Source organism: Microbacterium barkeri (assembly GCF_027921765.1).
In the GTDB taxonomy this organism is placed as follows: Bacteria; Actinomycetota; Actinomycetes; order Actinomycetales; family Microbacteriaceae; genus Microbacterium; species Microbacterium barkeri.
Genome location: NZ_BSEJ01000015.1, coordinates 48,259 through 71,450, shown reverse-complemented (window position 1 = coordinate 71,450; position 23,192 = coordinate 48,259). Strand labels below are relative to the sequence as shown.

Here is a 23,192-nt window from a genome sequence, read left to right as displayed (position 1 = left end):
GCGGGCTCAGCCCGCGATGACCGTCGCGATCGCGTTCCAGGCCTGGTACACCCCGAGCACGATGAAGAGCACGGCCGTGATGCCGAGCGCGACGTTGTGGTGCCAGCGGTTGCGGAACTCCGTCGGCACGCGATCGGTGTTGAGGATGGGCAGGAGCGTGATCGCGAGGAAGGGCATGAAGAGCGCGCCGAGGAATCCGTAGAGCAGCACGAGGAAGATCGGCTGGTCGAGGAACAGCATGAGCATGGGCGGGAACGTCAGCCACAGCACGTAGACGCGGAACCACTTGCCGTGTCCGCGGGAGTCGGCGTGATCGGAGCCCTTGCCGGTGATGTTGCCCATGAAGTCGGCGAACATGAGCGAGACGCCGTTCCACACGCCGAGGACCGACGAGAAGCCCGCGGCCCAGAAGCCGACGAGGAACCACACGCCGATGAACTCGCCGTAGCGCTCGCGCAGCACGGCGTCGAGCTCGAGAAGGCCCTGGTCGCCGGACGCCAGCGCCACACCCGCTGCCTGCACGACCTCGACCCCGACGATGAGCATCGAGATCACGAAGATGCCGGTCACGACATACGCGACCGTGTTGTCGATGCGCATGACGCGGAGGAAGCGGGGCTGGTCCCACCCCTTCTCTCGCAGCCAGTACCCGTACGCCGCGAGCGTGATCGTGCCGCCGACCCCGCCGGCGAGCGCGAGCGTGTAGAAGATGCCGTTCGGGGCATCCGGCAGAAGGGGGACGAGGCCCGTGAGCACCTGGAACACGTTGGGCGCCGCGATGATCGCGAGGATCACGATCGTCACGAACATGAGGCCGACGAGCGCGGCCGTGATGCGCTCGAAGAAGCGGTACTTGCCGAACCAGATGAGGACGAAGCCGGCGAGCCCCATCGCGACCGCCCACATCCAGGTCTCGCCGCCGAACAGCGCGACGAGCGGGAGCGCGGTCGAGCTCATGGCCGACGCCGCGTACACGAAGCCCCAGATGACGATGTACGGGGCGAAGTACCACACGGGCCAGCGCCCGAGGGAGCGCCATCCCTCGAAGATCGTGCGGCCGGTCGCGACCGTGTACCGCCCCGCGCCCTCGACGAGCACGATCTTGAGGATCACGCCGAGGACCACGGCCCACAGGAGCATGTAGCCGTAGTTCGAGCCCGCGACGAGGGTCGCGACCATGTCGGCCGAGCCCACGCCGGTCGCCGCGACGACCAGGCCGGGGCCGATCACCTTCCACTTCGGGGTCTGCTCAGGCGACGTCGACATGCGAACCTCCTCGTCTCGCGGCGCGGCACGGCCCGCGCACTCCGACGCTAACGGCAGATCGCGGCGGATCGGCGCATCCGCTCCGGGGTGGTGCGCGGGCGGGAGCGCGGCGGCCGCATTGTGCGCATCCGATAACGCCTTCGCCCGTCGGTGCCGCGCGGGGGCAGGATGGACCCGCGCGCGCCCGCGCGCCACAGGCACGTTCGAAGGAGAGCGGATGATCCAGGACGGTTCCCTCGCAGGGCGGACGGTCCTCATGTCGGGTGGGAGCCGCGGCATCGGACTCGCGATCGCGCTGCGCGCCGCGCGCGACGGGGCCAACGTCGCGCTGCTGGCGAAGACCGACAGCCCGCACCCGCGGCTCGAGGGCACGGTGCACACCGCGGCGGACGCCATCCGCGCCGCGGGCGGGCAGGCCCTCGCGATCGTCGGCGACGTGCGCGACGACGACGCGATCGCGCAGGCCGTCATGGAGACCGTCGGGACGTTCGGGGGCATCGACGCCGTCGTCAACAACGCGAGCGTGATCGACCTCTCCGGCTCGGAGGACCTCGCGGCGAAGAAGTACGACCTCATGCAGGACGTCAACGTCCGAGGGACGTTCATGCTGAGCCGGGCCGCCATCCCCGTCCTGCGCGAGAGCGGCAATCCGCACATCCTGTCGCTCTCGCCGCCGCTCACCGTCACGCCGCGGTGGCTCGGGGCTCATCCCGGCTACAGCATCGCCAAGTTCGGGATGACCATGGCGACCCTCGGGCTCGCCGCCGAGTTCGCGGACGCGGGGATCGCCGCGAACGCGCTCTGGCCGAAGACGCTCATCGCGACCGCGGCGGTGCGCAACGTCATCGGCGGCGACGCGATGATGGCGCGCAGCCGGACGCCGGAGATCTACGCCGACGCCGCGCACGTCGTTCTCACCCAGCCGGCGCGCGCGTACTCGGGCCAGACGCTCATCGTCGAGGACGTGCTCGCCGACGCCGGCGTGACCGACCTCTCGGGCTACGCGGCCGTGCCCGGGACGCCCGACGAGGACCTCATCCCCGACGTCTTCCTCTAGACGGGCTCACGTCGCGTTCCACAGGTCGCGGTAGTACGCCATCCGCTCGCGGTCGGGTGCGACGCCGTAGGCCTCGACGAGCGCGTCCTCCCAACCGGGGCCGTAGTTCCACTCGGTGCTCATGGCGGCCACCGCGATGTCGGCCCAGCGGTCGGCGACGCCGAGCGCGCCGAAATCCACGTGACCCGCCCACCGGCCCGCGTCGTCGACGAGGGTGTTCGGGCAGCAGGCGTCTCCGTGGCAGACGACGAGCCGGTCGACGGGCGGCGCGGCCTGGAGTGCGTCGGGCACGCGGATGCCGCGGCGCGCGGCGTTGGACACACGGTCGGGCACCTGCCACGACCAGGGGCACTCGGCGACGGGGAGCGCCTCGTGCAGCGCCCGCAGGCCCTCGCCCACGGCGCGCACGGCCGTCGCGGGGTCGGCGAGCCACCGCGGTGCGACCGCGCTCCGCCCCGGGAGCGCGCGCGTCACCATCCACTCGTGGGCGCCATCCGATCCGTGCGCGATCACCTCGGGAACCCGAGCCCACCGCACCGCCCACGCGAGCCGCTCGGCCTCGTCCGCCATGGACGTCTCGAGGTCGAGCGGGCCCCACTTGATGTACCGCCCGTCGTCGGTTCGGAAGGTGAGACCGCCGAGCTCGTTCCGCCAGGCGGGCTCGAGCCGCGCGGGCCCCGCGAGGGCGCGCACGCGGTCCGGCACGGCGATGTCGTCGACGGGGATGCTCATGCAGCCATCCTGCCCTGCCGGAACCAGCGGCTTCGCAGGGCGGGGCTCTACCCTGGAGGAATGACCGAGCGCCCCGAGAGCACGACGACACGCCCGACGAGCACCGGCGTGCGCCAGGTGCGCCCGCGCACGGAGGGGTGGCAGCAGCAGAAGGACGAGAGCGGTCGCCCGCTCCTGCAGTTCGCGAGCCCGAAGCGGGGCAAGCCCCCTGTGCACCTCGCCGACCTCACGCCCGAGGAGCGCGTCGCCAAGGTCAAGGAGCTCGGCCTCCCCGGCTTCCGGGCGAAGCAGCTCGCGAAGCACTACTTCACGCACTACACGAGCGACCCCGCCGCGATGACGGACCTCCCCGCGGAAGGGCGCGAGGAGCTCGTCGCGGGGCTCCTGCCCCCGCTGCTGACCGAGGTGCGCCGCCTGCAGACCGACGGCGGCGACACGATCAAGTTCCTCTGGAGGCTGCACGACGGAGCACTCGTCGAGTCGGTGCTCATGCGCTACCCCGGGCGCATCACGCTGTGCGTGTCGTCGCAGGCCGGCTGCGGCATGAACTGCCCGTTCTGCGCGACGGGGCAGGCGGGTCTCACGCGCAACATGTCGGCGGCCGAGATCGTCGACCAGATCGTGCGCGCGAACCAGGTCATCGCGTCGGGCGAGCTGGGCGGCAAGAAGGCCGACGATCACAGCGCCGAGCGCGTCTCGAACATCGTCTTCATGGGGATGGGCGAGCCGCTCGCGAACTACGCCCGCGTCATGCAGGCGGTGCGGGTCATGGTCGACAAGAAGGAGGGCCTCGGCATGAGCGCCCGCGGCATCACGGTGTCGACCGTGGGGCTGGTCCCGGCCATCCGCAAGCTCGCGGCCGAGGACATCCCCGTCACGTTCGCGCTGTCGCTGCACGCGCCCGACGACGAGCTGCGCGACGAGCTCATCCCCGTCAACTCGCGCTGGAAGGTCGACGAGGCGCTCGACGCCGCGCGCGCCTACTTCGACGCGACCGGACGCCGCGTCTCGATCGAGTACGCCCTCATCCGCGACATGAACGACCACGCGTGGCGTGCCGACCTCCTCGCCGAGAAGCTCAACGCGCGCGGCAAGGGCTGGGTGCACGTGAATCCCATCCCGCTGAACCCGACGCCGGGATCGGTGTGGGACGCGTCGGAGCGCTCGGTGCAGATGGAGTTCGTCCGCCGCCTCAACGATGCAGGCGTGCCCACGACCATCCGCGACACCCGGGGCAAGGAGATCGACGGCGCGTGCGGTCAGCTCGTCGCGACCGAGGACGATCAGGCGGCTGCGGCAGCGACCGCGGGCTGAGTCGTAGCAAGCGGTTTCCGGATTTCGCGCCGAGGTGCCATCAGGGGCGGCTAGCGTGAAGGCATGGTCAACTATCGCTACCTCGGCAACAGCGGTTTCAAGGTCTCCGAGATCACCTACGGCAACTGGGTGACGCACGCCTCCCAGGTCGAGAACGACGCGGCGATCGCGACGGTGCACGCCGCCCTCGATGCCGGCATCACGACGTTCGACACCGCGGACACGTACGCCAACACCGCGGCCGAGGAGGTGCTCGCGGAGGCCCTCAAGGGGCAGCGTCGCGAGAGCCTCGAGATCTTCACGAAGGTCTACTTCCCGATCGGTCCGAAGGGGCCGAACGACACCGGGCTCAGCCGCAAGCACATCTTCGACGGCATCCACGGATCGCTGCGCCGCCTGAACGTCGACTACGTCGACCTCTTCCAGGCGCACCGCTATGACTACGAGACGCCCCTCGAGGAGACGATGCAGGCGTTCGCCGACGTCGTCCGCCAGGGCAAGGCGCTGTACATCGGGGTCTCGGAGTGGACGGCGGAGCAGCTGCGTGAGGGCCACGCGCTCGCGAAGCAGCTCGGCTTCCAGCTCGTGTCGAACCAGCCCCAGTACTCGATGCTGCACCGCGTCATCGAGGGCAAGGTCGTCCCCGCGAGCGAGGAGCTCGGCATCTCGCAGATCGTCTGGTCGCCCATGGCGCAGGGTGTCCTGAGCGGCAAGTACCTGCCGGGCCAGCCCGTGCCGGCCGGCAGCCGCGCAACCGACGAGAAGAGCGGCGCCGGATTCATCCAGCGCTTCCTCACCGAGGAGACGCTCACCGCCGTCCAGCGCCTCAAGCCGATCGCGGCCGACCTGGGTCTCACGATGCCGCAGCTCGCGATCGCGTGGGTGCTTCAGAACAAGAACGTGGCGGCCGCGCTCGTCGGCGCCTCGCGTCCCGAGCAGCTCGCCGACACGGTCAAGGCGTCGGGCGTCGTCCTCGAGCCCGGAGTCCTGGCCGCGATCGACGCGGCGCTCGAGGGCGTCGTGAACGACGACCCCGAGGACACGTACGGCGTCTCGCCGAAGACCCGACTGGTCTGAACGACACGGAGGGCTCGCGGCTGAGCGGCCGCGAGCCCTCCGTGTGCGTTGTGTTTCATCCGGTTTCCGGATGAGGTGCCGCGATTGGCATGATCTTCTCGTGACGTCCCCCCGCCCCCGCACGCCATGGCCGCGTGCGCTCGCGTACCTGCTGGGCGCCGCCGGTCTCCTCGTCCTCGCCGCCGCGGGTGTCGCCGCGGTGCGCGTCGTCGCCAGCCTGGAGCCCGTCGCGGACTTCCTGCGCGCGTACCCCGGCGACTCGACGCTCCCCGACTTCGTCACCCCGGGCATCCCCGCGTGGGTCTCGTGGACGCACTTCCTCAACGCGTTCTTCCTCGTGCTGATCATCCGCTCGGGGCTGCGTGTGCGGAACGAGAAGGTGGCCGGAGGGCTGTGGTCGTCGAAGCGCGTGAAGAAGCGCCGGATGAGCCTCGCGCTGTGGGGCCACATCGCGGTCGACGTGCTGTGGCTGGTCAACGGCGTCGTCTTCGTCGTGCTCCTGTTCGCGTCGGGTCACTGGGCACGCATCGTGCCGACGAGCGCGGACGTCTTCCCGAACGCGCTGTCGGCGCTCATCCAGTACGCGTCCTTCGATTGGCCGACGCACGATGGCTGGACGAACTACAACGCGCTGCAGCAGCTGAGCTACTTCGCGATCGTCTTCCTCGCCGCTCCGCTCGCGGCGATCACGGGGTTCCGCCTGAGCGCCTTCTGGCCGCGCCAGAGCGAGCGACTGAGCGCGCTCTTCCCCGAGCGCATCGCGAAGGCCCTGCACTGGCCGACGATGCTGTTCTTCGTGGCGTTCGTCGTCGTGCACGTGGGGCTCGTGCTCACGACCGGGATGCTCCGCAACCTCAACACGATGTACGCCGGGAACGACGGCGACGGATGGCTCGGCTTCGGGATCTTCGCGCTCTCGGTCGTGGCCCTCGTGGTCGGCTGGTTCGCCATCCGCAAGGACGCGTGGATCGCGGCGTTCGCCCGGCGCTTCGGAGAGGTCCGCCTGCGCAAGTAGGCGCGGCTGCCTGAGACTCGCGTCCGTCGTCGAGACCAGCGCTCCGGGCACCGGCCTCGACGACCGACGCTAGTCTCGGCGGCCGGGGCCGCGCCGTCACAGCCGCGCGATGGTCTGCACGTCGTCGCGGAACTCGCGCGCCGTCTCCTCCGACACCGTCGCCCTGGTCGCGCCGAGCGCCGCGAGGTAGTCGTCGGTGCCGAGATCCGCTTCTCCCGTCTCGCCGTCGCGCAGGGCACGGGCCAGCGCCTCCTGCGACGCGCGTCGGGCGGCGTACTCGATGTCGGCCGGCGTGAGGCCGTCGCTCGCGTCGACGAGCGCGTCGAGATCGAGTCCGTCGACGAGCTGCGACGGCACGTAGCGGCGCCAGATCGCTCGACGGGCCTCCTCGTCGGGGAGCCCGATCGGGATCACGTAGTCGAACCGGCCGTGTCGCAGGAACGCCGCGTCGAGGGCGCGCACGAAGTTCGTCGCGCACACGAGCAGACGCCCTTCGCGCTCGCGGAACTCTGCCACGAGCTTCAGCAGCTCGTTCGTCACGCCCTGCATGGGCGACGGCGGCTCGCCTCCACGCCGTGCCGCGATCTCCTCGACCTCGTCGATGAACACGACCGCGTGCTCGAGCTCGCCGATCATCTCGAACGTCGCGCGCAGGGCCGCGGCGAGCCCGCCCGGCTCACCCGACAGGCGCGAGGGGAACAGCTCGACGAACGGCCAGTCGAGGCGCGAGGCCACCGCCTTCGCGAAGGTCGTCTTGCCCGTGCCGGGAGGTCCGAACAGCATGACCGCGCGCGGCGGCACGACCCCGAACCGATCGGCGAGGTCGGGTCGCGACAGCGGCACGACGAGCCGTTCCTCGAGCAGGTCCTTCTCGAGCTGCATGCCGCTCACGGCATCCCACAGGTGGCGGGGGAGGATGCGCCCACCTACGCCCTTCAGGAGATCGAGCTCACGGCGCTGCACGGGCATCTGGCGCTCGAGGTACCGCAGCTGTGTGCGCGCCTCGAATCCGTTCGCGGTGAGGCCGTCGATCGCTCCCGCCCGATCCGCGACGAGGATCGACAGCTTGCCCAGGCCGAGCGGAGCCATCCGCCGCTCCAGCGCGTCGAGGAGCCCTGCCTCGACGCGGTCGGTGCGCTCGTGCGGCGCCACCGCGAAGAACACCACCCAGCCCTGCGCGTGCGCGGCACGGCCGACGGCGGCGCCGACGATCTCGTCGTCGCGCACGGCGACGACCGCGTGGTCGGCCTGGCACGACGCGATGACCTCCGACAGTGCGTAGACGGGTGCGTCATCGTCGTGGGAGTCCTCCCACAGTCGGACGATCCCGTCGAGATCGTCGTCGTGGAAGTCGCGGATTCGGGTACGGCTCATGATGCCTCCTGGCGGCAGCGGTCGCTCTCGGGGGAGCGGCGGAGAGGTGCCGGCAGGGGTCGTGCCGCGTCATCGCGGTCCCGGGTGCGGGACGGTAACGGACAGCGTAGCGGACGGCGGTGGCGCGTCGATCACGCCGCCTGCGCGCCCGCGCGGTCGAGCTCAGCGACGATCGCATTCACGGCCGCACGCCCGGCGCGATTCGCGCCGACCGTGGACGCGGACGGCCCGTACCCGATGAGGAAGAGCCGCGGCTCGTCGACGGCGCGCCCGTGCGAGGCGCGGATGCCGCCATCGGGTGTCCGCAGGCCCAGGGGCGCGAGGTGACGCAGCGCCGGCCGGAATCCGGTGGCCCAGAGGATCGCGTCGGCGGCGATGAACGTGCCGTCGGCCATCCGCACCCCGTCCTCCTCGATCCGCGCGAACATCGGATGGCGCACGAGCACTCCGCGGTCGCGGGCGGCCCGCGCCCAGGGCGTCCAGTGCATGCCCGTCACCGAGATGACGCTGCCGGGAGGGAGGCCGCGGCTCACACGCTCCTCGACCCCGGCGATCGCCGCGATGCGAGCCGCCTCGTCGAAGTCGTCGTCTATCCATCGCGGCTCGCGCCGGGTCATCCACACGGTGTCGGCAACGCGCGAGATCTCGTCGAGCAGCTGGACGGCCGAGATGCCCGCGCCGACCACGATCACGCGCTGCCCGGCGAACTCGTCGGCGGAGACGTAGTCCGCGACATGGAGCTGGCGTCCGAGGAAGCGCTCCTGGCCCGGGTAGCGCGGGACGAAGGGGCTCGTCCACGTTCCCGTGGCGTTGACGACGAAGCGCGCCGACCAGGCGCCGCGATCCGTCTCGACACGCAGGCGGCCATCGGGGTGGTCGTCCTCGCGCCGCACCGCGCGCACGGCGACCGGACGGTGCACGCGCAGGTCGAACATCCGCTCGTACTCCGCGAAGTACGCGGGGAGGACGTCGCGGCTCGCGCTCGCCGGATCCGCCTGAGGCACAGGATGGCCGGGGAGCTCGTGGATGCCGTTGACCGTGCCCATGCGCAGCGAGGCCCAGCGATGCTGCCACGCGCCACCCGGTGCGGCGTTCGCGTCGAGCACGACGAAGGTGCGCTCGCCGCCCTCGTCGACGGGCGCGAATCCGCGACGGCGGAGGTGGAAGGCCGCGGAGAGTCCGGCCTGCCCGGCGCCGATGACGACGACGTCGACGGGCTGCGGAGTCATATCCGGCGCAACGCGGGCGGCGTGCCGACTATTCCATGCGAGTGCATGGATGCACGCGGGGTCGATCATTCCGCATACGGAGGAGGCCGCCCCGCGACGCACGTCGCGGGGCGGCCCCTGATCCGGTCGCGTCACACGCGACGGCGTCGCACGACGAACAGCAGCGCCCCGACGGCGATGAGCACGGCTGCCGCGATGCCGCCCACGACGGCCATGTCGCCACCCGTCGGTGCGAGCTCGCCCTCCGGCTTCTGCTCGCCCTGCGGCTCCTCCGGCGCGGGGCTCTCCGGCGTGGGCGACTCCGGTGCCGGGGACTCCGGCGCCGGCGACTCGGGAGCCGGCGACTCCTCCGGGACTTCCGGCGCCGGGGTCTCACCCGGGACGTGCTCGGCGGCGCGGCCGAGCGGCGCGGGGTCGACGACCTCGTGCGCGGCGAAGTAGTCGACCGTCGCCGACAGGTCGATGAGACCCGTGTCCGCCGTTCCGACACCCTCGGCGAAGGTCGTGAATCCGTCGCCGCCCGACGCGATGAACGAGTTCGTCGTCACGAGGAACTCGTCCTCGGCGGCGATCGGCTCTCCCTCGAACGTCATCTCGACGATGTGCTCTCCGGCCGCAGCGTCTTCGATGTACTCGTACGCGAAGCCGTCCGAGATGCCGAGGTGCAGCTTCGGGCGCTCGTTGCCGGGCTGCCACTGCTCCTCGAGGATCTGCTCGAGCTGTGCACCGGTGAGTGTCGTGGTGACGAGCGTGTTGCCGAACGGCTGGACGGCCGCGGCCTCTTCGTACGTCACGGTGCCGTCCTCGCCGTAGAGCAGGTCGTCGCGCAGACCACCCGGGTTCATGATCGCGATGTCGGCGGGCCGGCCGCCGTAGTTCGCGTACTCCGCGGACGTCGCCCACCGGTAGATGTCCGCCACGAGGTTGCCCATCGTCGACTCGACGCCGCGGTCGCCGCCGGGCGGGGTGCCGCCGCGGAGGATGTCGGCGCTGATGCGCCCGACGACCTCCTGCCCGAGCACATCCGCCTCGGCCGCCGCGGCGTCGACGATCGCCTGCACCTCGGGGTCGGCCGGGAAGAGCGGGACGTCGATCTCCTCGCCCAGCTCGACGGTCTCCTGGGCGACGAGGTCGACGGTGGAGCCGGCGATCGAGAACAGCTCGCCCGTCGCGTCGTCGACCTGGAAGTCGAGGGCGCCGAGCGTCGTGCCGTACTGGTGCGCAGAGATCACGGGGCGGTCGGCGATGTCGCACGAGTACAGCTGGTGCGTGTGGCCCGACACGATGGCGCCGATCTCGGGAGACGCCTCGCGGATGAGCTCGCCGTACTCCGACTGCTCATCGGCGACCGAGGTGCAGTCCTCCGATGCCGCACCCGAGTGCGTGAGCAGCACGATGACGTCCGCGGCGCCATCCGCCGTGATCTCCGCGGCCACGCGGTTGGCCGCCTCGAGCTGGCTGCCGAACTCGATCTCCGAGATGCCGGCGGGGCTCACGAGCGTCGCGGTGTCGCTCGTGACCGTGCCGATGAAGGCGACGCGGACGCCGCCGACCTCCCGCACGGCGTACTCCTCGAGCGCGGGGGTGTCGGTGCCCTTGAGGTACACGTTCGCGCCGAGCGCGAGGTCGGCACTGCCGTAGCGCGGGATGACGCGGTCGCGCAGGTCGGCGAAGCCCTGGTCGAACTCGTGGTTGCCGACGGCGCTGACGTCCAGTCCTGCGGCGACGAGCGCGTCGATCGTGGGGTTGTCGTCCTGGATGAACGAGGTGAACGTCGAGGCGCCGATGTTGTCGCCGGCCGACGCGAAGATCGTGTTCGGGTTCTCGGCCGTGAACTGCGCGACTGCGCCCGCGAGCACCGCGGCGCCCGCCTCGTCGCCGTTCGCCTCGATTCGACCGTGGAAGTCGTTGATCGTGAGGATCCGCCCCTCGGTCGTGCCGTCGTCGATCGTGTAGAGGGTGGTCGACCCGGACACCTCGTTCCCGACGGCGAGCAGGGGCTTGCCGGTGGGCGACGCGCTCGCGGGGATGAAGTCGAGGCCCTCGGGCCCGAGGTCGCCGGCCTGCGAGAGGATCTCGGCCTGGCGCTCGGGAGCGGCCTCGATGTCGTCCGCGGCCGACACCGAGAAGTCGCGGTTGTTCACGTAGGTCACGTACGCGGGCGACGCGGGGTCGGAGATGTCGTACGCGATGACGCCGCCGAGGCGCTCGAAGCCGATGAAGGCGTAGGTGCGGCCGTCCACCTCCCCGACGGCGAGATTCTCGGGCTCCACGCCCTTGGCGTCGCTGCGGCTCTCGAGCTCGCTGTCGTCGTGGCCCGCGTTGAAGTGCTCCGGCAGCAGCTCGGCCGTGATCTCCTCGAACTGCGCGCCCGAGTCGAAGACCTGCGTGCCGTCGGCGGTGTAGATCGAGAACGAGCGCGCCCCGTAGGCGTAGAGCTCGTCGTAGCAGCCCTGCTCCTCGTCGAAGCCGAGCTCGGTCGTGACCTCGAGGCGACCGAGCTGGTCGTCCTCGAGCAGAGCCGCGTCGAAGGCGGCCTCGCACACGGGCCCGTAGCCCGTCATGAGCCCGGTCTCGTCGTCGACCTCGCCGAGGTCCTTGACGCGGGCGGGCTCGACGTAGTCGCCCCACTCGCGCGCATCGCCCTCGTTGGCCGTCACGAGGTAGGTCTCGCCGTCCACCTCGTACGACGCGATGCCGTCGGGCATGTACATCCCGTGCAGACCCTCGAACGTGCGCAGGTCGATCGTGGGGGCGTCTTCGGGATCGCGGTCCGACGGGTCGAGGGCGACCTGGCCCCAGTCCTTGAAGCCGAGCGACCAGATGTCGGTGACGGTCGCGGTCGGCACGTTGATCACCGCGACCGCGTTGGCCTCCTGGAGTGCCGCATAGGCGGTCGTCCCCGAGACGGTGATGTACTCCGGCTCGAGATTGCGCGACACGGGAAGGTCGTCGCCGTGGGGGCGCGGGCCGAACACGCGGACGTCGGCGGGGAGTGCGCCGCCCTCGAACGCGTGGAAGTCGGCGATCCGGACATCCGCCTGTGCGGGCGCGGCGAGCGTGCCGGCCTCCGGCAGCGTGACGATGCCGATCGACCCCTCGGGATCGCTCGAGAAGTCGTCGGCAGGCTCGCCCTCATTCGCCACGAGCGCGTATGCGCCGTCGGGTGAGACGGTCACCATGTCGGGCAGAGCGCCGACCGTCACCGTGCCGAGCACGGTCGCCGACTCGGCATCCGCGTCGAAGAAGAGCAGCGCGCCGTCCGCGGTCTTGTCATCGGCGACCTCGAGCGCGACGACGCCGAGCCCGTCCTCGCGGATCGCGACGGAGTTGGCGACGAAGCCCTCGGCGCCGATCGTGTAGAGCAGGGTGGGAGCGGCTGGGTCGCTCATGTCGAGAACGCTCACCGACCCCTCGGCGGCGTTGATCGAGAAGAGGCGGTCGCCGTGGGCCTGCACGATCTCGGACGCGCCCTCGTCGAAGACGCCGGTCTCGAACGTGCCCGTGGGCACGAGATCGAACGGCGCGTCCGCGGAGGCGTGGACGAGCGGATCGGGGACGAGAGCTGCGCTCGCCGCGGTGACGGGCGCGATCGCGAGCGCGCACGCGGTCGCCGCGACGGCGGCCGCGCCCACGGCGCGACGGAAGGGAGAAGAAGGCATCGCTGTCCTCGTGGTCGGAGAGAGCGCCGGGTCGGGATGCCCGGGCACCGTGCTCCACCCTGTCGTCGGCAGGTGTCGCCGACGTGAACGGATGGCGAACGCCTGTCGGCGACGTCGGCGCCCCCTCCGCGCGCACAGCACGGCGCCCCGCGTCGACGGATCGTCGCGGGGCGCCGTGGGTGATCGCTACGCGCGTTCGCGGCGTCGACGGGCGACGAGGAGCGCGCCTGCCGCGACGAGACCGGCCGCGGCCGCGGCCAGGGCCCAGGTGACGTCCGTCCCCGTCGGCGCGAGGTGCTCGTCCTCGGGCTTCTGGGTGGGCGGCGTCGAGGGCTCGCTCGTCGGCTCGGGCGTGGCCGTCGCCGTCGGCTCCGGCGACGCCGTCGGCGTCTCGGTCGGCTCCGGCGTCGCGGTCGGCGTCGCGGTCGGGGTGGGCGTCGGCTCCGCGACGTACTCGGCGGCGCGGCCGAGCGGCGCGGGGTCGACGACCTCGTGCGCGGCGAAGTAGTCGACCGTCGCCGACAGGTCGATGAGACCCGTGTCCGACGTGCCCGTGCCCTCGAGGAAGGCGGTGAAGCCGTCGCCGCCCGCGGAGACGAACGAGTTCGTCGTCACGAGGAACTCATCCTCGGCGGCGATCGGCTCGCCCTGGAACGTCATCGACACGACGTGCTCGCCCGCGGGCGCGTCCTCGATGTACTCGTACGCGAAGCCGTCCGAGATGCCGAGGTGCAGCTTCGGGCGCTCGTTGCCGGGCTGCCACTGCTCCTCGAGGAGCTGCTCGAGCTGGGCGCCCGTGAGCGTCGTCGTGGTGAGGGTGTTGCCGAACGGCTGAACCGCCGCGACCTCCTCGTACGTCACAGTGCCGTCCTCGCCGTAGAGCAGGTCGTCGCGCAGGCCGCCGGGGTTCATGACGGCGATGTCGGCGGGCTCGCCGCCGTAGTTCGCGTACTCGGGCGACGTCGACCAGAGGTAGATGTCGGCGACGAGGTTGCCCATCGTCGACTCGACGCCGCGGTCGTCGCCCGGCGGGTTGCCGCCGCGGAGGATGTCGGCGCTGATCGTGCCGACCACCTCCTGACCGAGCACGTCCGCCTCCTCGGTCGCCGCGTCGACGATCGCCTGAACCTCGGGGTCGGCGGGGAACTGCGGGACGTCGATCTCCTCGCCGTTCTCGTCCAGCTCCTGCGTCGCGAGGTCGACCGTGGACCCCGCGATCGACACGAGCTCGTGCGTCGCGGCGTCGACGCTGATCTCGAGCGAGCCGAGCGTCGTGCCGTACTGGTGGGCGGAGATGACGGGGCGGTCGGCGATGTCGCACGAGTACAGCTGGTGCGTGTGGCCCGACACGATGGCGTCGATCTCGGGAGACGCCTCGCGGATGAGCTCGCCGTACTCCGACTGCTCGCCGGCGATCGCCGCGCAGTCCTCGGTCGCCGCGCCCGAGTGCGTGAGCAGCACGACGACGTCGGTCTCGTCGGCGATCTCGGCGGCCACGCGGTTGGCCGCCTCGAGCTGGCTGCCGAAGTCGAGCTCCGAGATGCCGGCAGGGCTCACGAGCGTCGCGGTGTCGCTCGTCACGGTGCCGATGAAGCCCACGCGCACGCCGTCGACCTCGCGGATGACGTACTCCTTGAGCGCAGGCTCGGTCGTGCCCTTCGCGTAGACGTTCGCGCCGAGCGCGAAGTCCACACCCGCCGCCCACTCGCCGCTGCCGTAGCGCGGGATGACGCGGTCGCGCAGGTCGGCGAAGCCCTGGTCGAACTCGTGGTTGCCGACCGCGCTGACATCCAGTCCGGCGGCGACGAGCGCGTCGATCGTGGGGTTGTCGTCCTGGATGAACGAGGTGAACGTCGAGGCGCCGATGTTGTCGCCGGCCGACGCGAAGATCGTGTTCGGGTTCTCGGCCTTGAACTGCGCGACGGCGCCCGCCAGGACGGCCGCGCCGACCTCGTCGCCGTTCGCCTCGATCCGACCGTGGAAGTCGTTGATCGTGAGCACGCGGAGATCGGTCGTCTCGGGCTCGACGGCGGCGTTCGCCGCCCCGGGGAGGAAGGCGAGAGCGCACGCGGCCGTCATGGCGGCCGCGCCGGTCACGCGTCTGAGGGAGGGAGAGGGCATCGTGATCCTCGTCGTGAGAGAGCGGATGGATGGCGCGGGTCGCGCACACTCCGCCATCCTGCCCCGGCGACGGGGCGAGGGGAAGAGCAGGCCGCGGAAGACGGATACGCTGACGAGCACCATGGGAACTCCGCGCGACCGCCGCACCGTCGTCCGCGTGCTCGGGGGAGCCGCGGCCGGGGGAGCGGCGGTCGGGGCCCTCGGCGTCGCGCTCGCCGCGGCGTTCGCGCGCCGGGTCGTCCGCTGGCGACCGCACGACGACGAGCGCGTGCTCGCGGCAGACGAGCGGATGGTCGTGCTCGCGGCATCGCTCAAGACGCGTCATCCCGGGGTGTTCGGCCTGCGGTACCAGGACGGGTACGCCCTTGTCGGCCCGGTCGTCACCGAGGACGCTCGGACCGTGACGCGCGAGCTGCGCGAGGTCTCCGGACGCCCTCCCGGCCGAGGCGGCGTCAGCTGGGAGGGGGACGTGCATGCCCTCCCCTCGGACGTCGGACCGCACGTCGACGTGCTGATCGACGCGCCGAGCGGGCCCGCGCCCGCGTGGCGCTTCGGTCCGGCCGAGAACGCGACCTGGGCCATCCACATCCACGGCATCCGCTCGACGCGCGACGGCGCGCTGCGGACCGTGCCCGCTGCCGAGGCCGAGGGCCTGTCGAGCCTCGTCGTCTCGTACCGCGGCGACGGCGACGCGGCCCCTGCTCCGGGAGGCGCGAGCCGTCTCGGGCTCGACGAGGCGGACGACGTCGATGCCGCGATCGGCTTCGCGGTCGAGCGGGGCGCCGAGCGGATCGTGCTCGTGGGCTGGTCGATGGGCGGCGGGATCGCGCTGCGGCTCACGGAGCGCAGCGCGCATCGCGAGCGGATCGCCGGCCTCGTGCTCGTCGGCCCCGCGACCGACTGGCGCGCGGCCATCCGCTCGGGCGCGGCGGCCGGGCGCGTCCCGCTGCCCGGGGCGGCCGCGCGGATCGCGTGCGCCGCGCTCGGCCATCCGCTGCTGTCGCGGCTCGCGGGCATGCGCGCACCGGTCGACCTCGACGAGCTGGACTGGACGCGACCCGGGCGCCTCGCCGTGCCCACGCTGGTCGTGCATTCGCGGGCCGACCGCACGGTGCCATTCGACTCGACCGAGCGGTTCGCGGCGGCGAACCCCGGGCTCGTCGAGGTGCAGGAGGCGCCGGCGGCCGATCACTCCTGGGAGTACAACGTCGCGCCCGAGTGGTTCACCGAGACGGTGCGCGCGTGGCTGCGCGCGCACGTCGCCTGATCACTGCTGGCCCGTGTAGAAGCCGTAGGTCGCATCGGCTGCCGCCTGAGCGGCCTGCGGGTCGGCCCCTGCCGCGACGTGGGCGGCCGCCCAGCCGTCCGCAGCGGCGCGCGTGAACGCCCGCCCCTCGTCCGACAGCTGCCACGCCTCGGCCTCGGCGGGCGAGACCGCGCCCTCGACCGCGCCGAGGTGCAGCGCGAGGCCGAGGAGGCCCTGGTCCCATCCGACGCCGGTCGCCCCGGGCCCGAACGTCTCCCACATGCCCGGCGGCACATCCGCCGTGCGCGCGGTGTGCTCGAGCTCGAGCCGGGTGCGGCCGTCGGCGACGGACCTGAGGCGGACGGCGAGCCACGTCACGCCTCCGCCGTACTCCCAGGTGACGCGGTAGCCCGCCGAGCCGCCGTCCGGTGCGGCGCACGCGAGGACCTCGCCGCCCGCGTTGCCCTCGAGCTGGTACCGGCCGCCGAGCCGCAGGTCTCCCGACACGGGGAGGAACCAGCGGGCGATGCGCTCAGGCGAGGTCACGGCCTCCCACACGTCGTCGATGCCCGACGGGTACTCCTGCGCGATGGTCTGCACGTGCGCAGCGTGCCCGTCGACCTCGTCCTCCCGCAGCTCGCGCGAGACCGCATCGAGCTGCGCCTGGATGTCCACCATGATCATTCCTCTCTGTCGCCGGGAGGCTCCCGGTCATCGGCTTCGCGCTCGGATGGCTCCTCCGCACGGCGCGCGCGCCGCCCGCGCGCGAGCTCGGTGTCGAGTGCCGCGAGGGGCCCACGCCAGAAGCGCTCGAACGGGGTGAGCCATGCGCTCGCGGCCTGCATCCCGCGCGGGTCGACCGCGTAGATCCGCCGGACGCCCTCGGCGCGCACGGTCGCGAACCCCTGCTCGCGGAGCACGCGCAGGTGCTGGGAGACAGCCGGCTGGCTGATTCCGAATTCGGCCTGGATCACCGAGCCGAGGTCTCCCGCGGCGGTCTCGCCGTCGGTCAGGAGCTCGAGGATGCGTCGGCGGACCGGGTCCCCGAGGACATCGAGCGCGTGCATGCGCCCATTCTTCACCTGGTGCTTATATAAGTCAAGGCTTAACTCGGCGGTCAGCGCGCGGCGCGGCCCGCGGCGTAGCCCTCGGCGTACGCCTCGTCGGCGCCGAGTCGGAACATGTCGCGCTCCCCGGTGCGCACGATCGACCGGGCGCCCGGCAGGTCGAGGTCGCCGACGAGGTCGCCGCGCCCGCGCACGACCGCGACGGGCATCCCCGTCGCCTTCCGCTTGACGAGGTCGGCTGCGGCGCACAGCTCGTCCGCGACGCACGGGAGGGTCACGACGAGCGGACGGCCCTGCGCGTCGACCTCGCCGCGCAGATCCTCGAAGACGTGCACGCCGCCCGCGCCGATCGCGTGGTCGGTCTGCCCGTCGCGCCAGGCTCGGCCGAGGGTGTCCGAGACGAGCACCCCGAGGCGCACGCCGAAACGGTCCCGGAGCGCCGCCGCGAGCGCGCGCGCCGACGCATCCGGATCCTCGGGCAGCAGCAGGACCGTGCCCTCGGGCGTGTTCGAGGCGTCGACGCCGGCCGCGGCCGACACGATCCCGAGCCGGTTCTCGACGATGCGCGTCGTGTGGCCGGACGGCGCGGTGCGCGTCGCGACGACGCGAACGGTCTCGCGCGTGATGGCGTCCTCGCGGTCGTCGGCGACCACGAACCGCCCCTCGGCCTTCGAGACGATCTTGCTCGTGACGACGAGGATGTCGCCATCCGCCACCGGGACATCCGCCGCCGCGAGCGCGTCGCCGATGAGCTGGGCGAGGTCGTCGTCCGCCGAGACCTCGCCGATGCCGGCGAGCGCCCAGATCTGCAGCACGCGCGTCAGCTGCGCGAGTAGCGCACCTCGGTGATCGTCTCACCGAGAAACGCCTCTTCGCGCCGACCGCCGTCGAGGCGCAGGTTGCGCTTCTCGTAGAAGTCGCGGGCGCCGGGGTACTGCTCGGCCAGCCACAGGTACAGCGGCTCGTCCTTCTCGACGACCGCGTCGAAGAGCGCGCGGCCGATGCCCTTGCGGTGCCACGAGTCGAGCAGGTACACGAAGTACAGCTCCCGGGCGGCCGGGGCGTCCGTGTCGCGCGCCGGACCGGAGCCCGCGAAGCCGATGATCTCGCCGTCGACGAGAGCGGCGGCCATCCGGTACTCGGGGCCGAGGGCCGTGTAGTGCGTCCAGAGCTCGGCCAGGCGCTTGGGCGAGACGTTCTCGAGCGTGGCCTTGCTGATCAGCTGGTCGTAGGTCTCGTGCCAGACCTTCGCGTGCACGCGTCCGAGTGCCTCGACGTCGACATCGCGGACAGGTCGGACGAGCACGTCGGCGTGCGTTTCGGTGGCCATGCCGTCAGATTACGCGCGCGCGGAGGAGGGGAGAAATCGGAGTGCGGATGGCCGGCCGCGGGGTTGTGGGACGACCACAAGGAAAGCGGTCCGAGCGCGCGCCGCCGGTAGCGTCCGGACCCGTGAACGTGCTCTGGCGAACCCTCTTCGTGATGCTCCGGGCGAAGGCGCGCAGGCGCCGTCGCGGGACGCGTCCCCTCACCGACGTCTACCGCATCCGTCTCCGCGTGCTGCCGACCGACATCGACCTCCTGCGGCATCTCAACAACGGGCGCTACCTGTCGCTGTTCGACCTGGGGCGCTGGGACATGCTCGAGCAGGCCGGACTCACCGATGTCTTCCGCGCCCGCGGCTGGTACCCGGTCGTCTCGAGCGAGACGATCACCTTCCGCCGCTCGCTCGACCTGTGGCAGCGGTTCGACCTCGAGACGCGCTGGATCGGCCGCGACGACCGCGCGCTCTACATGGAGCACCGCGCCGTGGTCGACGGCGAGGTCTTCGCGCGCGCCATCGTGCGGGCGCGCCTCCTCGGCCCCGGCGGGCCGGTTCCGCACGACGACCTGTTCGCCGCGGTGCACGTGCCCGAGGGCCTTCCCGAGGTCGACGAGTGGATCCACACGTGGGCCGACGCGGCGGCGTTGCCGTCGACGCGGCGTCCCGCCCCCAGCATCTGGGACTGAGCGACTCAGCAGACCCACATCATCCATGCCCGCCGCCGCGGGGATCGCGCTCGTAGGCTGAGCGCATGGCCGAGCAGACACCATCCGAGGGCACGGACGAACTGGTCGAGCGCGCCGTCGCGCTGGCGCGGCGCTGGGTCCACGAGGCGGCTGAGGCGGAGGTCGATCCGGCCGCGAAGCGCCTCGCCGGCGTGCTGCAGGATCCGAACGGCCTGCCCTTCACGCTCGGCTTCGTCGACGGGGTCATGCGCCCCGAGAGCCTCTCGGCAGCGGCGTCGCAGCTCGCCCGCATCGCCCCGAAGGCGCCGCGCTTCCTGCCCTGGTACCTCCGCCGCGCCGTGCAGGCGGGCGGCGTCCTCGCTCCCGTCGCCCCGATCGCGGTGGTCCCGGCGGCCCGCGCCGCTCTGCGGCGGATGGTCGGGCACCTCATCGTCGATGCGCGGCCGGAGAAGCTCGGGCCGGCGATCGAGAAGCTCCGCGAGAAGGGCGCGCGGCTCAACCTCAACCTCCTCGGCGAGGCCGTGCTGGGCGAGAAGGAGGCGCGCCGTCGCCTTGAGGGCATCCACGATCTCGTCCGCCGCCCCGACGTTGACTACGTGTCGGTCAAGGTGTCCGCGATCGCGAGCCGCCTCTCGATGTGGGCGTTCGACGAGACCGTGGAGCTCGTCGCCGAGCGGCTCCTGCCCCTCTACCTCTCCGCGGCGAAGAACGGCACGTTCCTCAACCTCGATATGGAGGAGTACCGCGACCTGGATCTCACCATCGCGGTCTTCCAGCGCGTGCTCGGCGACCCGAGACTGCACGGCTGCCACGCCGGGATCGTGCTGCAGACGTACCTGCCCGACGCGCTGCCGGCGCTCGACCGCCTGACGGACTGGGCGACCGAGCGCGTCGAGGGCGACGGCGCGCCCATCAAGATCCGTCTCGTCAAGGGGGCGAACCTGGCGATGGAGCGGGTGGACGCGACTCTGCACGGGTGGGAGCAGGCGCCGTACGACACCAAGCTCGACACCGACGCCAACTACAGCCGCTGCCTGCGGGCGGCCTTCTCGCCCGAGCGCACTCGGGCCGTCCGCATCGGGGTGGCCGGGCACAACCTCTTCGACATCGCCTACGCGTGGCTGCTCGCGGGGGAGCGCTCGGTGCGCGATGCGGTCGAGTTCGAGATGCTCCTCGGGATGGCCGAGGGCCAGATGAAGGCGGTCTCGCGCGAGGTCGGGCGCGTGCTCCTCTACGTCCCCGTCGTGCACCCCGACGAGTTCGACGTCGCCGTGAGCTACCTCGTGCGGCGTCTCGAGGAGAACGCGTCGAGCGAGAACTTCCTGTCGGCCGCCTTCTCGCTGCACGAGGACGAGACGCTCTTCGCGCGCGAGGAGAACCGCTTCGCGGGCGCCGTGCGCCGAGCCGACGACACGTCCCTCGCGCGCGAGCCGCGCCGTGCGCAGCGGCGGGCGGACGACGCGGACCTCGATGGCGGCTCGGGCGACGCGGCGTCGGATGGGGATGGCCAGCTCACGCAGGTCGTGCTCGACATCGCGGCCGGCGAATCCGCGTCGGCCGCGGGCTTCGAGGACGACTGGGTCGAGACCGCCGTCTTCGCGCGAAAGGAGAGCGCGGCGGCGGCAGGCGCGCCCGGGTTCCGGAACACCCCGGACACCGATCCCGCCCTGGCCGCGAACCGGGAATGGGCGCGGGAGATCCTCGCCCGCATTCCCGACTCGCGCGCAGGAGCCGACACCGTCGCGACGTCGCACGTGGCGAACGCCGGCGCGCTCGACGAGATCATCGAGCGGGTGCGCACGGCGGGCAGCGAGTGGGGCGCGCGCCCCGCGGCCGAGCGCGCCGCCGTGCTGCGCCGTGCCGCCCGGGCGCTCGAGGCGCGGCGGGCCGAGCTCATCGAGGTCGCCGCGTCGGAGACCGGCAAGGTGCTCGCCGAGGCCGACACCGAGGTGAGCGAGGCCGTCGACTTCGCGAACTACTACGCCGCGAACGCGGGCGAGCTCGACCGGGTGGCCGGGGCCGTCTTCCAGCCGTCGGCCGTCACGGTCGTGGCACCGCCCTGGAACTTCCCCATCGCCATCCCGTCGGGCGGCGTGCTCGCCGCGCTCGCCGCGGGCTCGGGCGTCGTCTTCAAGCCCGCGCACCTGTCGCGGCGCTGCGCGGCGGTCGTCGCCGAGGCGCTCTGGGACGCGGGCGTGCCCCGAGACGCGCTCGCCCTCGTCGCGCTCGACGAGCCAGAGCTCGGGCAGCGCCTCGTCTCGCATCCCGCCGTCGAGCGCGTGATCCTCACGGGCTCGTGGGACACGGCGCGGCTCTTCCGGTCGTGGCGCCCCGATCTGCCGATCCTCGCCGAGACGAGCGGCAAGAACGCGATCGTCGTGGCGCCGTCGGCGGATCTCGACCTCGCTGCGGCCGATGTCGTGCGCAGCGCGTTCGGCCACGCCGGGCAGAAGTGCTCTGCCGCATCGCTCGCGATCCTCGTCGGGCCGGTCGGCCGCTCCCGGCGCTTCGCGCGGCAGCTCGTCGACGCCACCCGGTCGCTGCGCGTCGGACCGCCGCACGACCCGCTCTCCGAGATGGGGCCCGTGATCGAGGAGCCGCAGGGCAAGCTCGCGTGGGCCCTCACGGAGCTCGAGGAGGGGGAGTCGTGGCTCCTCAAGCCGCGCCGTCTCGAGGACGCTGATGCCCGCTACTGGACGCCGGGCATCCGGATCGGCGTGCGGCCCGGTTCGCGCTTCCACCGCGAGGAGTTCTTCGGGCCCGTGCTCGGGATCATGCACGCCGCGAGCCTCGAGCAGGCGATCGAGCTGCAGAACGCCGTCGACTACGGTCTCACCGCCGGTCTGCACACGCTCGACCCCGACGACCTCGAGCAGTGGCTCGAGACCGTGCAGGCCGGGAACCTCTACGTCAACCGCGGCATCACGGGCGCGATCGTGCAGCGGCAGCCGTTCGGCGGCTGGAAGCGCTCGTCGGTCGGAGCGGGCGCCAAGGCCGGCGGGCCGAACTACCTCGTCGGCCTCGGATCGTGGCGCGCGACGAGCGGAGGTCCGTCGTCGCAGTCGCTGCACCTGCGCGGGCTCGACACGCGCATCGCCGCGCTCATCGAGGCCGCGCAGCCCTCGCTGTCGTACGACGAGTTCGAGTGGCTGCGGCGCGGCGCGCTGTCCGACGCGATCGCGTGGGACCGCGAGTTCGGCCGCGTCAAGGACGTCTCGCGGCTCGGAATCGAGCGCAACCTCTTCCGCTACCGTGCGGCCTCTGTCGCGATCCGCGCGACCGCCGACGCTCCGTGGCAGGCCGTGCTGCGGGTCGTGATCGCGGGCGTCCGAGCCGCCGACTGGTTCTCCCTCAGCGTGCCGTCGGGGCTCCCGGCGGCCGTGCGCCGTGCGCTCGGCGAGCTCGACGTGCCGGTCTTCGTCGAGAGCGACGAGGAGTGGATCGAGCGGATGGCCGGAGCCGCGCCCGCCGACGAGGCCCTCGAGGGCGGCGAGGCTCGAGACGTCTCCGACGAGGAGGCCGACGACGCGGTGGTGCCGACCTCGGAGGACATCCTCGGGATCCGACGCGAGCGGCCGTCCCGCGCGCGCCTCGTCGGATCGCGCGAGAGCGTCGAGCGTCTGCATCGAGCGCTCGCCGCACGCGTCGAGGGCGATCCCGATCTCGCGGTCTATGCGGGAGAGGTCACCACGGCCGGGCGCCTCGAGCTGCTGCCGTTCCTGCGCGAGCAGTCGATCTCGATCACGGCGCACCGCTTCGGCAATCCCGACGACCGCTTCTCCGACGTGATCTGACGCTCAGCGCGGCGCGGGGGCTGATCGTCTCCGACGCGGGGCGCGGTCGCGTGTCCGGCGTCGCGCTGGCGTGTCCGGAGTCGCGCAGGCGTGCCGGGGGTCGCGCAGGCGTGTCCGGATTCGGATCGGTGGGGCGCGTGTGCGCGTGTCGGCCCCACGAGCTCACACCAGCCCCACCGGTCCGATTCCGGGAGCGTTCACCGACAGCGGGCGCTCACAGCGGGCACG

Annotated in this window: 17 protein-coding genes; 7 read left to right on the top strand and 10 right to left on the bottom strand. The window is 72.1% G+C overall.

What is annotated here, in order from left to right; genetic code table 11:
- Positions 1-6 precede the first annotated feature (6 nt).
- Complete coding sequence (locus tag PKE79_RS14110; RefSeq protein ID WP_271174344.1) at positions 7-1,266, bottom strand: Nramp family divalent metal transporter; 1,260 nt, start codon at positions 1,264-1,266, stop codon at positions 7-9.
- A gap of 217 nt (positions 1,267-1,483) precedes the next feature.
- Here PKE79_RS14110 and PKE79_RS14105 point away from each other — a divergent pair, with 217 nt between their 5' ends.
- Positions 1,484-2,323, top strand: a complete 840-nt coding sequence (locus PKE79_RS14105) for an SDR family oxidoreductase (RefSeq protein ID WP_271174343.1) — start codon at positions 1,484-1,486, stop codon at positions 2,321-2,323.
- Positions 2,324-2,329: 6 nt separating this feature from the next.
- On the opposite strand, the gene PKE79_RS14100 is transcribed toward PKE79_RS14105, so the two are convergent.
- Positions 2,330-3,055: an aminoglycoside 3'-phosphotransferase gene (locus PKE79_RS14100; RefSeq protein WP_271174342.1), complete on the bottom strand. Its 726-nt coding sequence runs from the start codon at positions 3,053-3,055 to the stop codon at positions 2,330-2,332.
- A 60-nt stretch (positions 3,056-3,115) separates the two neighbouring features.
- Here PKE79_RS14100 and rlmN point away from each other — a divergent pair, with 60 nt between their 5' ends.
- The 3 genes from rlmN to PKE79_RS14085 all read left to right on the top strand — a co-directional run bounded on the left by rlmN (position 3,116) and on the right by PKE79_RS14085 (position 6,461).
- A complete protein-coding gene (gene rlmN, locus PKE79_RS14095) occupies positions 3,116-4,369 on the top strand; it encodes a dual-specificity RNA methyltransferase RlmN (RefSeq protein WP_271174341.1) in 1,254 nt (417 codons plus the stop codon).
- A gap of 63 nt (positions 4,370-4,432) precedes the next feature.
- Positions 4,433-5,446, top strand: coding sequence for an aldo/keto reductase family protein (locus PKE79_RS14090; RefSeq protein WP_271174340.1), 1,014 nt, complete (start codon positions 4,433-4,435; stop codon positions 5,444-5,446).
- 100 nt (positions 5,447-5,546) lie between these two features.
- Positions 5,547-6,461: a cytochrome b/b6 domain-containing protein gene (locus tag PKE79_RS14085; protein ID WP_271174339.1), complete on the top strand. Its 915-nt coding sequence runs from the start codon at positions 5,547-5,549 to the stop codon at positions 6,459-6,461.
- 96 nt (positions 6,462-6,557) lie between these two features.
- Here PKE79_RS14085 and PKE79_RS14080 read toward each other — a convergent pair whose 3' ends face one another.
- The 4 genes from PKE79_RS14080 to PKE79_RS14065 form a co-directional block, all read right to left on the bottom strand.
- Positions 6,558-7,835, bottom strand: coding sequence for an ATP-binding protein (locus tag PKE79_RS14080; RefSeq protein ID WP_271174338.1), 1,278 nt, complete (start codon positions 7,833-7,835; stop codon positions 6,558-6,560).
- A 131-nt stretch (positions 7,836-7,966) separates the two neighbouring features.
- Positions 7,967-9,064, bottom strand: a complete 1,098-nt coding sequence (locus PKE79_RS14075) for an NAD(P)-binding domain-containing protein (protein WP_271174337.1) — start codon at positions 9,062-9,064, stop codon at positions 7,967-7,969.
- A gap of 131 nt (positions 9,065-9,195) precedes the next feature.
- The gene (locus PKE79_RS14070) at positions 9,196-12,726 is read right to left on the bottom strand and encodes a choice-of-anchor I family protein (RefSeq protein ID WP_271174336.1); all 3,531 of its coding nucleotides are present in this window, start codon (positions 12,724-12,726) and stop codon (positions 9,196-9,198) included.
- A gap of 186 nt (positions 12,727-12,912) precedes the next feature.
- A complete protein-coding gene (locus tag PKE79_RS14065) occupies positions 12,913-14,847 on the bottom strand; it encodes a bifunctional metallophosphatase/5'-nucleotidase (RefSeq protein ID WP_271174335.1) in 1,935 nt (644 codons plus the stop codon).
- 121 nt (positions 14,848-14,968) lie between these two features.
- Here PKE79_RS14065 and PKE79_RS14060 point away from each other — a divergent pair, with 121 nt between their 5' ends.
- Positions 14,969-16,114, top strand: coding sequence for an alpha/beta hydrolase family protein (locus tag PKE79_RS14060; RefSeq protein ID WP_271174334.1), 1,146 nt, complete (start codon positions 14,969-14,971; stop codon positions 16,112-16,114).
- On the opposite strand, the gene PKE79_RS14055 is transcribed toward PKE79_RS14060, so the two are convergent.
- The 4 genes from PKE79_RS14055 to PKE79_RS14040 are packed head-to-tail and all read right to left on the bottom strand — an operon-like array spanning position 16,115 to position 18,490.
- Positions 16,115-16,771, bottom strand: coding sequence for an SRPBCC domain-containing protein (locus tag PKE79_RS14055; protein WP_271174333.1), 657 nt, complete (start codon positions 16,769-16,771; stop codon positions 16,115-16,117).
- Between the two features lie 2 nt (positions 16,772-16,773).
- Complete coding sequence (locus PKE79_RS14050) at positions 16,774-17,160, bottom strand: ArsR/SmtB family transcription factor (RefSeq protein WP_271174332.1); 387 nt, start codon at positions 17,158-17,160, stop codon at positions 16,774-16,776.
- Between the two features lie 50 nt (positions 17,161-17,210).
- Complete coding sequence (cofE, locus tag PKE79_RS14045) at positions 17,211-17,975, bottom strand: coenzyme F420-0:L-glutamate ligase (protein ID WP_271174331.1); 765 nt, start codon at positions 17,973-17,975, stop codon at positions 17,211-17,213.
- Between the two features lie 5 nt (positions 17,976-17,980).
- On the bottom strand, positions 17,981-18,490 hold the full coding sequence (locus PKE79_RS14040; protein WP_271174330.1) for a GNAT family N-acetyltransferase: 510 nt from the start codon (positions 18,488-18,490) through the stop codon (positions 17,981-17,983).
- 122 nt (positions 18,491-18,612) lie between these two features.
- Between PKE79_RS14040 and PKE79_RS14035 the strand changes: the two genes are divergently transcribed.
- The gene (locus PKE79_RS14035) at positions 18,613-19,170 is read left to right on the top strand and encodes an acyl-CoA thioesterase (protein ID WP_271174329.1); all 558 of its coding nucleotides are present in this window, start codon (positions 18,613-18,615) and stop codon (positions 19,168-19,170) included.
- A gap of 65 nt (positions 19,171-19,235) precedes the next feature.
- On the top strand, positions 19,236-22,964 hold the full coding sequence (locus PKE79_RS14030; RefSeq protein ID WP_271174328.1) for a proline dehydrogenase family protein: 3,729 nt from the start codon (positions 19,236-19,238) through the stop codon (positions 22,962-22,964).
- Positions 22,965-23,192 lie beyond the last annotated feature (228 nt).

Excerpts from the sequence above, each read along its gene's own strand:
- PKE79_RS14110 (WP_271174344.1), bottom strand. The coding sequence starts at position 1,266 with ATGTCGACGTCGCCTGAGCAGACCCCGAAGTGGAAGGTGATCGGCCCC.
- PKE79_RS14105 (WP_271174343.1), top strand. The coding sequence starts at position 1,484 with ATGATCCAGGACGGTTCCCTCGCAGGGCGGACGGTCCTCATGTCGGGT.
- PKE79_RS14100 (WP_271174342.1), bottom strand. The coding sequence starts at position 3,055 with ATGAGCATCCCCGTCGACGACATCGCCGTGCCGGACCGCGTGCGCGCC.
- rlmN (WP_271174341.1), top strand. The coding sequence starts at position 3,116 with ATGACCGAGCGCCCCGAGAGCACGACGACACGCCCGACGAGCACCGGC.
- PKE79_RS14090 (WP_271174340.1), top strand. The coding sequence starts at position 4,433 with ATGGTCAACTATCGCTACCTCGGCAACAGCGGTTTCAAGGTCTCCGAG.
- PKE79_RS14080 (WP_271174338.1), bottom strand. The coding sequence starts at position 7,835 with ATGAGCCGTACCCGAATCCGCGACTTCCACGACGACGATCTCGACGGG.
- PKE79_RS14075 (WP_271174337.1), bottom strand. The coding sequence starts at position 9,064 with ATGACTCCGCAGCCCGTCGACGTCGTCGTCATCGGCGCCGGGCAGGCC.
- PKE79_RS14070 (WP_271174336.1), bottom strand. The coding sequence starts at position 12,726 with ATGCCTTCTTCTCCCTTCCGTCGCGCCGTGGGCGCGGCCGCCGTCGCG.
- PKE79_RS14065 (WP_271174335.1), bottom strand. The coding sequence starts at position 14,847 with ATGCCCTCTCCCTCCCTCAGACGCGTGACCGGCGCGGCCGCCATGACG.
- PKE79_RS14060 (WP_271174334.1), top strand. The coding sequence starts at position 14,969 with ATGGGAACTCCGCGCGACCGCCGCACCGTCGTCCGCGTGCTCGGGGGA.
- PKE79_RS14055 (WP_271174333.1), bottom strand. The coding sequence starts at position 16,771 with ATGGTGGACATCCAGGCGCAGCTCGATGCGGTCTCGCGCGAGCTGCGG.
- PKE79_RS14050 (WP_271174332.1), bottom strand. The coding sequence starts at position 17,160 with ATGCACGCGCTCGATGTCCTCGGGGACCCGGTCCGCCGACGCATCCTC.
- PKE79_RS14040 (WP_271174330.1), bottom strand. The coding sequence starts at position 18,490 with ATGGCCACCGAAACGCACGCCGACGTGCTCGTCCGACCTGTCCGCGAT.
- PKE79_RS14030 (WP_271174328.1), top strand. The coding sequence starts at position 19,236 with ATGGCCGAGCAGACACCATCCGAGGGCACGGACGAACTGGTCGAGCGC.